Source organism: Mesorhizobium sp. WSM4983 (assembly GCF_029625765.1).
Taxonomy (GTDB): Bacteria; Pseudomonadota; Alphaproteobacteria; order Rhizobiales; family Rhizobiaceae; genus Mesorhizobium.
The window spans coordinates 165,455-180,441 of sequence record NZ_JARTVM010000010.1 but is presented as its reverse complement, the minus strand read 5'-3'; the positions used below and the strand labels follow the sequence as shown (position 1 = coordinate 180,441).

The following is a 14,987-nucleotide window of genomic DNA, read 5'->3' as shown; positions in this document are numbered from 1 at the left end:
CGGAGAAGATCGCATGAACGCAGCCATCCGCCTTCCGGCCGAGCAGGTCTATGCCTCCGAACTGCAGGCGCTCGCGCGCGACGACGACCGCCAGAAGCCTGCCGGCTGGAGCCTGTCGCCCAAGGCCGTCCTCACTTACCTGATGGGTGGCAAGGCAAGCGACGGCACGCTTATCACCCCGAAATATGTAGGACGTCGGCAATTGATGGAAACCGCGGTGGCGACGCTCGCGACCGACCGGGCGCTGCTCCTGCTCGGCGTGCCGGGAACGGCGAAATCCTGGGTCTCCGAACATCTCGCCGGCGCCATCATGGGAAACTCGACATTGATCGTGCAATGCACGGCCGGCACCGACGAGAATCAGATCCGCTACGGCTGGAACTATGCGCAGCTCTTGGCGAAGGGGCCGAGCCAGGAGGCGCTGGTGCCGACGCCGCTCTACCGCGCCATGCAGGAAGGCAAGCTCTGCCGCTTGGAAGAGCTGACGCGCATGGGCTCCGACGTGCAGGACACGCTGATCACCGTGCTGTCCGAAAAGATGATGCCGGTGCCGGAGCTGAACACCTCGATCTACGCGCAGCGCGGCTTCAACATCATCGCCACCGCGAACAATCGCGACAAGGGCGTCAATGAACTCTCCTCGGCGCTGAAGCGCCGTTTCAATGTCGTGGTGCTGCCTCTGCCGGAGGACATGGCGGAAGAGGTCTCGATCGTGTCTCGGCGCGTCGGCGAGATGGCCGGCGGACTGGACCTGCCGGTGCCGAAAAATGTCGGCGAGGAGATCGCGCGCGTGCTGACCATCTTCCGCGAGCTGCGCTCCGGCGCGACCTCGGACGGCAAGGTGACGCTGAAGACGCCGTCGGGCTCGCTCTCCACCGCCGAGGCGATCGCCACGATGATCAGCGGCCTCAGCCAGGCGGCCTGGTTCGACGGCGGCAAGCTCCACGCCGAAGGCCTGGCGCCAAGCCTGGTCGGCGCTATCGTCAAGGACCCGGTCCAGGACAAGGTCGTGCTGGAGGAATATCTGGAGACGGTGCTGAAGAAGCGGCCGGACTACGCCGGTTATTACGCGGCGCTCAACGCGGCCATCTGAGCCATGACGCAAGGCGGCATCAGCTATTTCGGCATTCGCCATCATGGGCCGGGCTCCGCCGCGAGCCTGCTTAGAGCGTTGCAGGAATTGCAGCCGGCCGCCGTGCTGATCGAGGGGCCGGTGGATGCCTCGCCCTTGCTGCCCCTGCTTGCCAGCCCGGACATGAAGCCGCCGGTGGCACTGCTTTGCTACCCCGAGGACGATCCCGCCGCGACGCGCTTCTGGCCCTTCCCCGAATTCTCTCCCGAATATCAGGCGGCGCTGTGGGCTGTCGCCAACAAGGCGGCGCTGCGTTTCATCGACTTGCCGTCCGCCGCGCGGCTTGCCGAGCACGGACCCGAGGGTTCGACCGACGCCGATGCGGACGAACCGGAGGCCACCGAAAAGCAGAGCGAAGCAAGCTCACGGATCCTTGATCCGATCGGCACTTTGGCGCGCGCCGCCGGCTATGAGGACGGCGAAAGCTGGTGGTCCGATATCATTGAGCAGAATCCCGCACCCGGGCCGATCTTTGCTGCCATCGCCGACGCGATGACGACGCTGCGCGACGGCGAGACGTCCATTGGCAAGTTCGAGGCCATGCGCGAGGCGCATATGCGGCTGGAGATCGCCGCTGCGCGCAAAGAAATCGACGGGCCGCTGGCCGTCGTTTGCGGCGCGTGGCATGTGCCCGCCCTGCAAGCTGCGCATCCGCAAAAGAGCGACCAGGCACTGCTCAAAGGCATCGGCCGGCGCAAGACCGCCATGACCTTCGCGCCATGGACCGGACCGCGGCTGGCGCTGGGCTATGGCTACGGCGCCGGTGTCGTCGCGCCGGGCTGGAGCAAGCACCTGTGGCAGACGCGCGGGCAGGATGACGCTTCGGTGCTGTGGCTCGCGCGGATCGCTTCGGTTCTCAGGGCCAAGGGCCATATAATTTCGACCGCCTCGCTGATCGAGGCGGAGCGTCTGGCGCGGGCGCTTGCCGCCATACGCGAGCGCCCGAAACCGGGTTTCGAGGAACTGCGTGAGGCCTCGATCGCGGCGCTCTTCAACGGCGAGGCCTTGCTGTGGAAGATGGTCGAGGCCGAGCTGCTGCTCGGCGCCGATGTCGGCGAGATTCCAGCCGACACGCCGCTCGCGCCGCTGATCGATGATTTGCAGCGCAACCAGAAGGCCGCGCGGCTCAAGCCTGAAGCACTGGAGCGCGAGCTCTCCATCGACCTGCGCAGCGAGAGCGGTCTCTTTCGGTCGACGCTTCTGCACCGGCTGAACGTGCTCGGCGTGAACTGGGGCAGGCTGACGGATGTCGGCCGCAGCCGCGGCACGTTCCGCGAGCGCTGGCTGCTGGCCTGGCAGCCGGAATACGCCGTGCGCCTGGTCGAAAACCTGATTTACGGACCGACCATCGAGAAGGCCGCCAACGGCCGGCTTGTCCAGATGATCGGCGCCGCTTCGACGCTCGATGCTCTGGCCACGCTGGTGCAAAGCGCGATCACCGCCGCCTTGAGCGAGGCGTCCGCGGCCGGCCTCGCCGCGCTCGAGGAGAAGGCGGCGCATAGCAGCGAATGCCTGGAGCTCCTTGCGTCGGTGCCCCCACTTGCCGACATCATCCGCTATGGCGAAGCGCGCAAAACCGAGACGCAGCGGCTTGCCGGCCTCTTGGAGCGGTTGGTCATCGAAGGCGCGATCGCGCTGCCTTACGCCGCGCGCGATCTCGACGCGCAGGCCGCCGCAGCGCTGATGGCGGCGCTGCGCAAGGCCGACGAGGCGATCAGGCTGGTCGAACCGGACGAGCATGTCCTGGATGCCTGGCGGAACGGCCTTGCGGCCGTGCTCGATTCATCGCGCTCGACGGCGCTCGTTGCTGGCTGCGCCGCACATCTGCTCTACGAGGCCGGGCACCTCTCGGTCGAGGCCACGGCCGGCCTTTTGGCAAAGCGGCTGTCGCCCGGAACGCCGGTCATCGATGCCGCCGCCTTTTTCGAAGGCTTCTTCAGCGGCGCCGGCCAGAGGCTGATCTATGACGAGGGGCTGCGCGGCGCTGTCGATTCCTGGCTGGCATCGCTCGACGAGGACGCCTTCGTTGCGCATCTGCCTTTGCTGCGCCGCGTATTTTCCAATCTCGACAGCATGGAGCGCCGCCGCCTGATCGAGGCCGTGCTCGGCCGCAGGGCGAGCCTGCCCGCCGGACTGACGCCGGCACCCGATGGCGGCGAGGCCTGGCGCCGGCATTTTGGTCTCCTCGGCAAGCTGCTTACGGGGGAGCTCAACCATGGATGATGAAACGGTCGGACCCGATCTTCACCCGATCGAAGGGACGCGGGAGCGCCGTTGGCGCCTGGCGATCGGCGCCGACGATGAGTCCTCCTCGGCGCTGTCGCAGGAGGACCGGCGGCTTTCGGCAGCCCTCGATGCGCTCTACGGCGACGGCAGCGGCGACGCCGGCGATCTGCGCAAGCGGCTCGGCGGGCTTGGCCGTTCGGCGCCGCGCGTCGCGCAATGGATGGGCGATATCCGCTCCTTCTTCCCCGAGCAGGTGGTCCAGGTCGTGCAGAAGGACGCCTTCGAGCGCCTGAACCTGAAGCAGATGCTGATGGAGCCGGAATTCCTCAAGGCGATCGAGGCCGACGTCAATCTCGTTGCCGATCTGGTCTCGTTGCGCTCGGCGATGCCGGAAAAGACCAAGGACGTTGCCCGCTCGATCATTTCCGACATCGTCGCCAAGCTGATGCAGCGTCTCGAGCAGAAGACCGCCGAGGCAATCCGCGGCGCGCTCGACCGTTCCAGGCGCACCAACCGGCCGCGGCAGCGCGACATCGACTGGCCGCGCACGATCGCGGCGAACCTTCGCCATTACCAGCCAGACCACAAGACCGTGGTGCCGGAAAAGCTCATCGGCTTCATGCGCCGCCAGCGTCGGCTGGTCGACCTCGACGAAGTGACGCTCTGCGTCGATCAGTCCGGCTCGATGGCAAGTTCGGTCATCTACGCCTCGATCTTCGCGGCCGTGATGGCCTCCTTGCCGGTCGTGCGCACCAAGCTGGTCTGCTTTGACACCGCGATCGTCGATCTGACCGACGAGCTCAGCGATCCGGTCGAGGTGCTGTTCGGCGTCCAGCTCGGCGGCGGAACCGACATCAACCAGGCGGTCGCTTATTGCGCCGAGCGCATCGAGCGGCCGACCAAGGCGCATTTCGTCCTCATCACAGACCTCTACGAAGGCGGCAATGGTCAGGAACTGCTTCGTCGGCTGGCTGCGCTGGTGCGGTCGGGCGTCAATGTCGTTGTGCTCCTGGCGCTCACCGACCAGGGCCGTCCCGGCTACGACTCCTCCATGGCCGGCTCGGTCGCGGCGTTGGGCGTCCCGGTCTTCGCCTGCACGCCGGACCACTTTCCCGACATGATGGCGGCGGCGCTGCGCCGGGAGGACATCGGCGCCTGGGCGGCGGGAGCGGACATCAAGCTTGTTCGCCCGGATTCGGAAACGCCAAGCGCAGCCGAATAGGTTCGCCACCCTTCTGACGCAGATCAGGGCGCTTTCTCGCTGATCAATTCAAACCGCTCGATCTCGCAGTGTAGGCCGACCAGCGCCAGCACCTCAGTTGACGGCTCGACTGCATCTGGCTGCCGCCATTTGACTTGGAAGGAAAACACAAAGCGGTCGCGGTCGGCGTCGTGCTCCATGCCAACGAAGCGGGCATCGTATCCGAGCGGCCGTACGATCTCCTGGAGGTCGGGCGGGGCTGTCTTCGGCCATGCGACCGCAAGGATCGCCTTATGGTCGCGCGGGATCTTGAGGTCGACCCATTTCAGGGCCTGCAGCGTCACCAGCGTCAATACTGTAGCAATCGCGCCGAGGCCGAACTGGCCGCCGCCGAAGGCCAGCCCGATCATCGTCATGATCCACATGGTGGCGGCGGTGGTCACCCCGGTGACGAGATCGCCGCGCCTGAGGATGGCGCCGCCGCCGATGAAGCCGACGCCGGTGAGCACGCCGAGCGCAAAGCGCAGCACATCCATGCGCACGAATGAGTCCGGTCCCTTGCCGGCAACGTCGAGCAGCATGTTGGCCTGGACCATGGCGACGCAAGCCGCGAGGCCGACCAGGATGGTCGTCCGCAGGCCGGCGGAATGGCCGCGTGCCTCGCGATTCAAGCCGATGAGGAAGCCCGCGACCAGCGTCAGTAACAGCCGTGCAACGAGATCCGGCCATGTCGGATGAAGCGGCATGTCGCAGCAGAGCGGCTCGAGCATTTCCCGTCGGCGACGCCGGTCGGCGCACCCTCCATTGCGTCAGGACAGTTCAACTAAGCTCGGCCATGGATGGTTCCTTGGCCAATGCCGATGACGTGAGGTTCCGCGGGACTGGTGCCGTGGGAGGGCGGGCGTGCTCCCGCGACCGGCTGGAACCCGGTCGCGGGAGGAGGTGGCTCAGCCGAACTTCGGGTCGAGGCTGCCGGACTTGTAACGCTTGGCCATTTCCGACAACGGGATCGGCTTGATCTTCGGCGCGTTGCCGGCTGTGCCGAACTGCTCGAAGCGTTCCTTGCAGAGCTTCTTCATCGCCGCCATGGCCGGCGTCAGATATTTGCGCGGATCGAACTCGGAAGGGTTCTCGGTCAGCACCTTGCGGATCGCGCCGGTCAGCGCCATGCGGTTGTCGGTGTCGATGTTGATCTTGCGCACGCCGTGCTTGATGCCGCGCTGGATCTCTTCCACCGGCACGCCCCAGGTCGGCTTCATCTGGCCGCCATATTTGTTGATGATCTCCTGCAGCTCCTCCGGCACCGATGACGAGCCGTGCATGACCAGATGCATGTTGGGCAGGCGGCGATGGATCTCCTCGATCACGTTCATCGCCAGCACCGCGCCATCCGGCTTGCGCGAGAATTTGTAGGCGCCGTGGCTGGTGCCCATGGCCACCGCCAGCGCATCGACATGGGTGTCGCGCACGAACTGCTCGGCCTGCACCGGGTCTGTAAGCAACTGATCGTGGCTGATGGCGCCTTCGACGCCGTGGCCGTCCTCCTGCTCGCCGCCGCCGCTCTCCAGCGAGCCGAGCACGCCGATCTCGCCTTCCACCGAGACACCGCCCCAATGCGCCATATCGACGACGCGGCGCGTGATGCCGGAATTATAGGCGTAGTCGGCCGGCGACTTGCCGTCTTCCTTCAGCGAGCCGTCCATCATCACCGAGGTGAAGCCGTACTGGATCGCGGTGACGCAGGTCGCTTCGTTGTTGCCGTGGTCGAGATGCATGCAGACCGGAATGTCGGGGTGGATCTCGACCAGCGCGTCGATCAGCTTGGCCAGCACCACATCATTGGCGTAGGCGCGCGCCCCGCGGCTCGCCTGGAGGATGACCGGCGACTTGGTCTCCTCGGCCGCCTCCATGATGGCGAGGCCCTGTTCCATGTTGTTCATGTTGAAGGCAGGCACGCCATAGCCTTGTTCGGCGGCATGGTCGAGCAATTGTCTCAGTGTGATGCGAGCCAACGAATAGTCTCCCGTATCTGGTTCGAGCCCGTGTTTGAAAAGGCCGGCCCGGGCGGGCGGCCCCGTTGCTTCTGGCCGGATTTCTGACCTACCGCAACCTTTTGAAGCCCTTTCGGCCGCAATTCTTGTTGCAGGGCTGAAATCCGGCCCGAGTCGAGTCTAAGCGGCGATCCGCTCGCGCGCGGCAAGGATTTCGACGCAGGCCTTCGCCGCTTCCTTGCCCTTCACCAAAAAATGCTCGTGGGAGAAGCGGCGGTGCTCGGCGCTCTCATGATAGTTGTGCGGCGTGAGCACGGCCGAGAGCACCGGGCGAAGATTAGCTGCGCTCGGGAAACATTGCCTTCAGCGCCTCGCGCGAAGCCTTCGCCACGCCGCGCTCGGTGATCAGCCCTGTCACCAGCCGAGCCGGCGTCACATCGAAGGCGGGGTTTGCCGCCGGCGTTGCGTCGGGCGAGACGCGCACCTGCGCGACCTTGCCGTCGGCCGTCCTACCCCACACCAGCGAAACCTCGTCACTCGCGCGCTCCTCGATCGGGATTTCCGCAAGCCCGTCGGCGACCGTCCAGTCGATGGTGGGCGAGGGGAGCGCGACATAGAAAGGGACGTCGTTGTCGGCGGCGGCTAAAGCCTTGAGATAGGTGCCGATCTTGTTGCAGACGTCGCCATTGGCCGTCGTGCGGTCGGTGCCGACGATCACCATGTCGATGTCGCCATGCTGCATCAGATGCCCGCCGGCGTTATCGACGATCAGCGTGTGCGGCACGCCGTGGCCGGCCATTTCCCAGGCGGTCAGCTGGGCGCCCTGGTTGCGCGGCCTGGTCTCGTCGACATAGACGTGGACCGGAATGCCGGCTTCCGTCGCCAGATAGATTGGCGCCGTGGCGGTGCCGTAGTCGACCGTCGCCAGCCAACCGGCATTGCAATGGGTGAGAATGTTGACCGCCTCGCCAGGCTTCTTTTTCGCCGCGATCTCCTTGATGATGGCAAGCCCGTTCTCGCCGATGGCGCGATTGAGCCCGACATCCTCGTCTGCGATCTCGGCGGCGCGCCGGTAGGCGGCCTCGGCGCGCTCTCCCGGCGCCAGCGGCTTCAGAAAACGCCGCATCTCGTCCAGCGCCCAGCGCAGGTTGATCGCCGTCGGTCGCGTTTTGTGCAGCGTCTCCCACGCCGCGTCGAGCGCTTCGTCCGAGGGATCGTCGGTCATCTGGATGGCGACGCCGTAGGCGGCGGTGACGCCGATCAGCGGCGCGCCGCGCACCCACATGTCGCGGATCGCGGTGGCGATGCCGGGAACGGTTCCGATCGTCTCGACGCGAAACTCATGCGGCAGCCAGCGCTGGTCGATGATCTCGACCGAGCGTTTGTCGTCGCTGAGCCAAATTGTACGATAGTGGCGTTCGCCGACGTTCAAAGGCTCTTCTCCTGTTCGACCAGCGCGGCCAATGCGTTGACCTCGTCGATGCTGTGGATCTGACGCCGGTTCACGGCGATGTGGCGGCCGAAGCGCAGCGCCTTTGCTTCACATTTGGCGCGAAGGTCTGCGTCGGCAATGGTCTCGAAATCGGCATTGTGGGCGAGACCGAGGATACGTCGGTGCACCTCGATGCCGGCGAAGCCGAGCAGGTCGGTCCAGATGCCGGAAAGCATGTGGTCGAGCGCCTGTTCGGAACCGAGCAGGTCGCCCTGATCCTCGAACAGGCTCTTCTGGTAGAGGATGCCGGTGCGCTCGGTTCGCCACAAATGCGAAAACTCGGCGCGGAACACCGCCCAGCTCTCGGCCGTGACCTTAAGCAGGTAGGCGCGCATCGAATCCCGGCTACCTTTCTGCTCATGGCCCCGCTGCGAGAAGAAGGCCATCCAGAAATTGGCGAGCAGCATGCCGACGTCGAAGGCGATCGGGCCGTAGAAGGCGAATTCCGGATCGATCATCCGGGTCTCGGTGTCGGTCACCATGATCGAACCGGAATGCAGGTCGCCATGCAGCAGTGTTTCGGCATTGGCGGCGAATAGGTGCTTCAGCCGCTGCGCCTCGACCTTGAGGTCGCGGTCGGCGCGCAATTCGGCCACCAGGCGGTCGAGCTGCGGGCTGGTGTGCCGGTTCATCTCGGCGTCGAAATAGGGATCGGAGAACACCAGGTTCTCGGTGATGTCGCAGAGCTCGACATTGTCGGCGAACAGCGCGAGATCGGCCTTGCGCTCTTTTGTCGGCATTGAGAGGTCCGAGCCGCGGAACAGCGTGCGGGCCATGAACAGGCCGATGTCGCGCGCAATGTTCGGCAGCTCGCGGCCGTCGATCAGCGCGCGACGCAGGATAATGTAGGGCGGCGCCAGATACTCCATGACAATAAGCGCCTGGTCCTCGTCGAAATAATAGATCGCCGGCACCGAGCCTGGCGCTCGGCGCTGTTGCCTCGTCAGCGCGTGATACTCGAAGAAAGCGCGCTTCAAAGGCAGCGGCCAGCTGTCGCCGACCAGGCGCACATAGGGCAGCGCCTGCTTGACCACCGCCGCGCCCTGGTCGCCCTCGACGATGAAAACGAGGTTCAGATTGCCGTCGCCGACCTCGCGTACTTTCCAGTGGCCGGCGTCCTTGCCAATGCGCTCGGTAAGCGCCGTGGTCTCGCCGAGCCGCTGCGGCAGCGTCTCCACCGACAATGCTTCGAACTTCCCGGTCATCCTCTCCCTCCTGCGCGTGGTGTCCCACGATAACGGAGCCACGGCGGCCGGGCCAAGCTAGGGAGCGCTCTGGCAATTGTCAATCGTGTTGACAATTGCCGAGTGAGCCCATAGCGTCATGGATCAGGGAGGAACGAATGGGCGCAGATGCCGTGTTCCGTGTGGACGGCCTGAGGAAATCCTTCGGCCAGAACGAGGTGCTTGGCGGCATCGCGCTGGATCTCTACGCGGGCGAGGTCACCGTGCTGATGGGCGCCAACGGCGCCGGCAAATCCACCCTGGTCAAGATCGTTAGCGGCGTCTGCGCGCGCGGCGGCGGCACGATGCGGCTCGCCGGCCAGGCCTTCGATCCCGGCTCGCCGGCAGAAGCGATCCGCGCCGGCGTCGTCACCGTTCATCAGAACATCAATGACGGCGTTGTCGCCGATCTCGACGTCGCCACCAACCTGACCCTCGACCGGCTGAGCGGCAAGGGTGCATCGCTGCTGTTCAAGCCCGCCAATGTCCGCGTCGAAGCCAGGGCCGTAGCCGACCGCATGGGGCTTACGCTCGATCTTAAGGCACGAGTCGCGGACCTCTCGCTCGCCGATCGTCAGATGGTCGCAATTGCCCGCGCCATGGCGCACCAGCCGAAAGTGCTGATCCTCGACGAGCCGACCTCCTCGCTGTCGAGCGCCGAGGCCGACCGGCTGTTTGCGCTGATCGACAGGCTGCGCGGGCAGGGTGTCGCGATCCTCTATATCTCGCATCGCATGTCCGACATCAGGCGCTTGGCAGACCGCATCGTCTCGATCCGTGACGGCGTCGTCTCCGGCGTGTTCGACCGGAAGCCGCTCGACTATGAGGGCGCGGTCAATGCCATGCTCGGCCGCAAGATCCTGCTCGACCGGGTCATTGCCAGAAGCTCGGCGCGCGCGGTCTTCACCGCCCAAGGCCTGCAGCTGGCGCCCGGCGCCAGACCGATTTCGATGACGCTCGGCGCCGGGGAGGTGGTGGCGATCACCGGCCTGGTCGGCGTCGGCAAGACGGCGCTCGCCGAAACTTTGTTCGGCGTGCGCAGGCCGCTCGCCGGCACCATGCATATGGACGGCAAGCCCTACGCACCGGGATCCGCGCGCGAGGCGATCGCTGCCGGCGTCTTCCTTGTGGCCAAGGACCGCGCGATGAGCGGCATCGTCGGCGGCTTCAACATCGAACGCAACATCAGCCTGCCGTTTCTCAAGCGCATGTCCGGCTTCGGCGTCATGAAGAAGCGGGCAGAGCGGGCAGCCGCACGCCGCCAGATCGGCGAGCTCGGCATCGTCTGCCGCTCCGAGAAGGACGAGCTTTCCGCGCTTTCGGGCGGCAACCAGCAGAAGGTGATGGTGGCGCGCTGGATGTCGCAGGCCTCGCGCCTGTTCATCCTCGACGAGCCGTTCCAGGGCGTCGATATTTCGGCTCGGCGCGACATCGCAACCAAGCTCAGGGCGAGCGCCGACGGCCGCGCCACACTGCTCTTCGTCACAGAGATCGACGAGGCCCTGGAGACCGCCGACCGCATCCTGGTGATGTCGGAGCACGCGATCGTCGGCGAGCACAGGAACGATGACATCGATCTCGATCGGCTGCTGGCTGAGGTGGCCGGCGGGCCGCTCACCAGCGCGGCGTGAGATCGCATGGATGACGAGCCTTGGAGTGCAGGCATGAGTTCCAGTTTGGCGGAGAGGGCAGCAGCGCGGGGGCGTTCGATGACATTGCGCGACTATGCCATCCGCTATGGTTTCATCATCTTGCTGGTCGGGCTGATCGCCTATTTCGCGATCGCCGCCGACGGCTTCGCCTCGCCGCAAAGCGCCGTCTTCATCTTCCAGTCGGTCGCGATCACCGGCGTGCTGGCACTCGGCGTCACCGCGACACTTGTCGTCGGCGGCTTCGATCTGTCGATCGGCTCGGTCGCCACCAGCGCCATGATGGCGGCTTCCTATGCCATGGTTGTGCTGGAGCAGAACGCCGTCGTCGCCGTCATCGCCTGCCTCGTGATCGGCGCGGTCGTCGGCCTCATCAATGGCTGGCTCATCGTCTACATGCGCGTGCCGGATCTGCTCGCGACGCTCGGCATGATGTTCCTGCTGCTCGGCCTGCAACGCATTCCAACCGAAGGCCGCTCGATCGCCACCGGCATGACGATGCCCGACGGCTCGGTCGCCAACGGCAAGTTCTCGGAAGCCTTCCTGGCGCTCGGCCGCCACCGCATCGACTTCTTCATTCCGAACCTGATCCCGGTCTCGGTGGTGGTGCTCATCGTGCTCGCCGCGCTCATCTGGTTCTTCCTCGAATACACCCGCTTCGGCCGCATGATGTATGCCGTCGGCAGCAACGAACGCGCCGCCGAACTGGCCGGCGCGCCTGTCAAGGCATACAAGATCTGGGCCTATGTCATTTCGGGAGTTTTTGCCTCGATCGGCGGGATTTTGCTCGCTGCCCGGCTTGGACGCGGCGATATCGCCTCGGGTAATAATTTGCTGCTCGACGCAGTAGCGGCGGCGCTTATCGGCTACGCGGTGCTCGGCGCCGCCAAGCCGAACGCTTTCGGCACGGCCGTCGGCGCGGTGTTCGTCGGCGTCCTGCTGCAGGGCCTGACGATGATGAACGCCCCTTACTACACGCAGGATTTCGTCAAGGGCGCGGTTCTCGTCGTCGCCCTTGTCTTCACCTTCGCCCTTTCCGGCAGGGGCAAGAGATAGTTTCGACCGGGGCATTGAGAACAAAACGGAGGAAGAAGTGAGCATCACAAGGAGACTTTTAGGGAAGGCCGCACTCGGCCTCGCGGGCGCGGCGCTGCTCATGCAGGGCACAGCATTGGCGGCGGACCGTCCGGCGCCATTCGACAAGCCGGGCGTCAAGATCGCGCTGGTGCGCTATCTCTCCACCGGTGACTTCTTCCAGGCCTATCTCTCCGGCGTCGAGGCGCAGGCCAAGGCGCTCGGCGTCGATCTGCGCGTGCTGGACAGCCGCCAGGACGCAGCGCTCCAGGCCGACATGGTCGACCAGGCGATCGCGCTCGGCGTGCAGGGCATCATCATCCAGCACGGCCTGACGGAATCGATGAAGGACGCCGCCCAGCGCGCCGTCGACGCGGGCATCAAGGTCGTCGCCTTCGACGTCAATGTCGAGAACCCGAAGATCCCGCAGATCGAGCAGTCCGACCGCGATCTCGCGCGCCTCGCGCTCGAACAGGCGGTCAAGGACAATGGCGACGCCTGGAAAGCCGGCTATGTCTATGTCGCCGGCATCGCCCCGCTCGACCGCCGCAACGAAACCTGGGTCGACGTGAAGAAGAAACATTCCGGCATCAGCGAGGTCGCCATGTTCGGCACGCTCGACAATCCGATCGCCAATTCCGTCGCCAACCAGGCGCGCTCGGTGCTGCAGGCGCATCCCGATATCAAGGTGATGTTCGCGCCTTACGACGAGTTCGCCAAGGGGGTGAAGATCGCCGTCGACGAAGCCGGCCTCAACAAGGGCATCAAGATCTACTCGGCCGACATATCGACGTCCGACATCGCCGCGATGCGCGAGCCGGACAGCGCCTGGGCCGCCACCGCCGCCACCAACCCGGCAGTCGTCGGCCAGGTCTCGGTGCGCGCGCTGGCGCAACTGCTTGCCGGCGAGGATCCCGGCCACAACGTCATCGTGCCGCCGACGCTGATCACCCAGAAGGAACTTATCGACAAGGACATCAAGAACATGGAAGACCTGTCGGCCAAGCTGCCGCAGTTCGCCCATGCCGATGTCGCCATGCCGGCCTGGATGCCGAACCCCAACGCCAAGTAGGCCACGCGCCTGAAGGCAAAAGAGCGGCTCTCGGGCCGCTCTTTTTATTCCCGGACTCGCTCAGGTAGATCGGGCGGCACGCGCCAGCCCATGCGCCACCAGCCGGTCGATGACTTCCGGGTAGCTGATGTCGCTCGCCGCCATTGCCTTGGCGTACATGCTGATGTCGGTGAAGCCCGGAATGGTGTTGAGCTCGTTGATCAGGAACGTCATGTCCGGTCTCACGAAGAAGTCGACGCGCGCCATCGCGTCGCAACCCAGCGCGCGAAACGCCTTCGCCGCCGTCTCGCGGATCTCGCCTTCGATCGTCTCGGGCAGTTCGGCGGGCACCTTAAGTGCTGCTCCATCCTTATCGATATATTTGGCGTCATAGCTGTAGAAGCCGTGGCTTTCGGACGGCACGATCTCGCCGGGACGGGAGACGAAGAGGCCACCTTCCGTGTCCTCAAGCACGCTGCATTCGATCTCGCGGCCGCGGATGAATTCCTCCGCCAGCAGCTTGCCGTCGTGCCTGAAGCCTTCGGCGAGCGCTGCCTGATAGCCCGTTTCGTCGGAGACCTTGCTGACGCCGACGGAAGAGCCCTGGCGGGCCGGCTTGATGAAGACCGGGAGTCCGAGCGCCTGCTCGATCTCCGCGAAGCCAGGCGCGGCCTCGGGCAGGATGGTGCTGGACCGTGCCGTGGGCAGGCCGGCCGCCTTCAGTAACCGCTTGGCGATATCCTTGTCGAGCGCCGTGGCCGAACCGAGAATGCCGCAGCCGGCAAGCGGCACGCGCGCCACCTCCGCCAGTCCTTGCGCGGCGCCGTCCTCGCCATGGAGACCGTGCAGGACGGGAAACAGAATGTCGATCGCGGACAACTCGTAAGGCGGCCCTTCGGCCGGAACGGCCAGCATTCGGCCATGCCCGCCGGGCACCAGACAGACCTCCGCTCCGTTCGACGGTGTCGCCAGCGCGCCGTCCTCGAAGCGGCTGAGCAGCCATTGCCCTTCGCGGGTGACGAAGATCGGAACGGCATCGTACTTCCCCGGCTCCAGCGCGCCCATGACATTGTTCGCCGAAAGCACCGACACGTCGTGCTCGGCGGACCGCCCGCCAAAGAGCACACCAATACGCAGTCTTTTTTCGGCCATCGACATCTCCACAATGCTCAAGGATCAGAAACCGACGGCGATGCCGCGCCGGGCGAAAAAGCGGTCGAAACTGGCGAGCGGTAGCGTGACGTCCGCCTGGCTCTGCCTGACGTGTCCCGAAGGGTTGTGGAAACGGATTTCGCCTGGCGAGGCGGCCGTCACCAGTACCAGATGCCCGCCTTTCGACGGCGGCTCGCGCTCGGGCCAGCGGATGCCTGGATGAACCGAGGCGATGAAGTAGCGCCACTTGCAAAGCAGACCGGGCACCGTGGCCGCATCGACATTCGTCATCGTCTCGGCGAACAGGCCGAAACGTTCGCGCACGAACCGGACGAAGGGCTCGTAGATCAGCCCCTTGATCGTACCGTCGCCTTCATTGACGACATAGCCGCCATAGGCCGTGCAGGCGCGGGCGAGCTCAGGCGTCGGATGAATTTCGCCGCGCGCGGCAAGGATCATCTTCAGGCAGGCCATGCCGCAGACATTCACGGCCCAGCGTGCATAATCCTCAATCGTTTCGGCGCCGGAATTGCGCCACAGCGGGTCGCGGTGCAGAGCCGATGGTCCCTCCGCCAACAGCGGCAGAGTCATGCCGGGCAATTCCCACTGGCTGAAATAAGGCACTTCCCTGGTTTGCATAGCGGCTCCAGCTTTGTGTCCCGCAAGCGAGGGGCAAGGCACCCCCTTTAAGCTGTTCGAGCAATAAGCAAAAGATTTGCGCGGATTTTGACCGGTTGGAGCAGTTTTCCAGCAGACGTGAAATGGGCTTCAGTCCTGACCTGGGTCGCGACACGGA

The 14,987-nt window shown here is 65.3% G+C and carries 12 protein-coding genes and 1 pseudogene; 6 read left to right on the top strand and 7 right to left on the bottom strand.

Translation table 11 applies throughout. The features are described from left to right. Positions 1 to 13: 13 nt before the first annotated feature. Genes P9254_RS23575 through P9254_RS23565 form a run of 3 tightly spaced genes read left to right on the top strand, consistent with a single transcriptional unit; the run spans position 14 to position 4,580 of the window. Positions 14 to 1,093: an ATP-binding protein gene (locus P9254_RS23575; RefSeq protein ID WP_278057194.1), complete on the top strand. Its 1,080-nt coding sequence runs from the start codon at positions 14 to 16 to the stop codon at positions 1,091 to 1,093. A gap of 3 nt (positions 1,094 to 1,096) precedes the next feature. Further along, positions 1,097 to 3,355, top strand: a complete 2,259-nt coding sequence (locus P9254_RS23570; protein WP_278057193.1) for a DUF5682 family protein — start codon at positions 1,097 to 1,099, stop codon at positions 3,353 to 3,355. Then, complete coding sequence (locus tag P9254_RS23565; RefSeq protein WP_278057192.1) at positions 3,348 to 4,580, top strand: VWA domain-containing protein; 1,233 nt, start codon at positions 3,348 to 3,350, stop codon at positions 4,578 to 4,580. The genes P9254_RS23570 and P9254_RS23565 overlap by 8 nt, the downstream gene beginning before the upstream one ends. Before the next feature lie 23 nt (positions 4,581 to 4,603). On the opposite strand, the gene P9254_RS23560 is transcribed toward P9254_RS23565, so the two are convergent. The 5 genes and pseudogenes from P9254_RS23560 to mtnK form a co-directional block, all read right to left on the bottom strand. Then, positions 4,604 to 5,329, bottom strand: a complete 726-nt coding sequence (locus tag P9254_RS23560; RefSeq protein WP_127214204.1) for an MgtC/SapB family protein — start codon at positions 5,327 to 5,329, stop codon at positions 4,604 to 4,606. A 177-nt stretch (positions 5,330 to 5,506) separates the two neighbouring features. Then, complete coding sequence (fba, locus tag P9254_RS23555) at positions 5,507 to 6,571, bottom strand: class II fructose-bisphosphate aldolase (RefSeq protein WP_066988983.1); 1,065 nt, start codon at positions 6,569 to 6,571, stop codon at positions 5,507 to 5,509. Between the two features lie 159 nt (positions 6,572 to 6,730). Beyond that, positions 6,731 to 6,880 (bottom strand): annotated as a pseudogene (locus P9254_RS23550) (6,7-dimethyl-8-ribityllumazine synthase); the annotation flags it as partial. Positions 6,881 to 6,887: 7 nt separating this feature from the next. After that, positions 6,888 to 7,982: an S-methyl-5-thioribose-1-phosphate isomerase gene (gene mtnA / locus P9254_RS23545; RefSeq protein WP_127214206.1), complete on the bottom strand. Its 1,095-nt coding sequence runs from the start codon at positions 7,980 to 7,982 to the stop codon at positions 6,888 to 6,890. Further along, complete coding sequence (mtnK, locus tag P9254_RS23540; protein WP_095823874.1) at positions 7,979 to 9,247, bottom strand: S-methyl-5-thioribose kinase; 1,269 nt, start codon at positions 9,245 to 9,247, stop codon at positions 7,979 to 7,981. The genes mtnA and mtnK overlap by 4 nt, the downstream gene beginning before the upstream one ends. A 137-nt stretch (positions 9,248 to 9,384) precedes the next feature. Between mtnK and P9254_RS23535 the strand changes: the two genes are divergently transcribed. The 3 genes from P9254_RS23535 to P9254_RS23525 all read left to right on the top strand — a co-directional run bounded on the left by P9254_RS23535 (position 9,385) and on the right by P9254_RS23525 (position 13,060). Then, positions 9,385 to 10,896, top strand: a complete 1,512-nt coding sequence (locus tag P9254_RS23535; protein ID WP_278057191.1) for a sugar ABC transporter ATP-binding protein — start codon at positions 9,385 to 9,387, stop codon at positions 10,894 to 10,896. Between the two features lie 78 nt (positions 10,897 to 10,974). Then, entirely contained in the window at positions 10,975 to 11,970 is a 996-nt protein-coding gene (locus P9254_RS23530; RefSeq protein ID WP_067327737.1) for an ABC transporter permease, read from the top strand. A gap of 37 nt (positions 11,971 to 12,007) precedes the next feature. Further along, positions 12,008 to 13,060, top strand: a complete 1,053-nt coding sequence (locus P9254_RS23525) for a substrate-binding domain-containing protein (RefSeq protein WP_066988974.1) — start codon at positions 12,008 to 12,010, stop codon at positions 13,058 to 13,060. 60 nt (positions 13,061 to 13,120) lie between these two features. On the opposite strand, the gene P9254_RS23520 is transcribed toward P9254_RS23525, so the two are convergent. Together P9254_RS23520 and P9254_RS23515 are read right to left on the bottom strand one after the other, a co-directional pair. After that, complete coding sequence (locus P9254_RS23520; RefSeq protein WP_442920341.1) at positions 13,121 to 14,191, bottom strand: D-alanine--D-alanine ligase family protein; 1,071 nt, start codon at positions 14,189 to 14,191, stop codon at positions 13,121 to 13,123. Between the two features lie 24 nt (positions 14,192 to 14,215). Then, complete coding sequence (locus P9254_RS23515) at positions 14,216 to 14,830, bottom strand: hypothetical protein (protein ID WP_278057189.1); 615 nt, start codon at positions 14,828 to 14,830, stop codon at positions 14,216 to 14,218. Positions 14,831 to 14,987 lie beyond the last annotated feature (157 nt).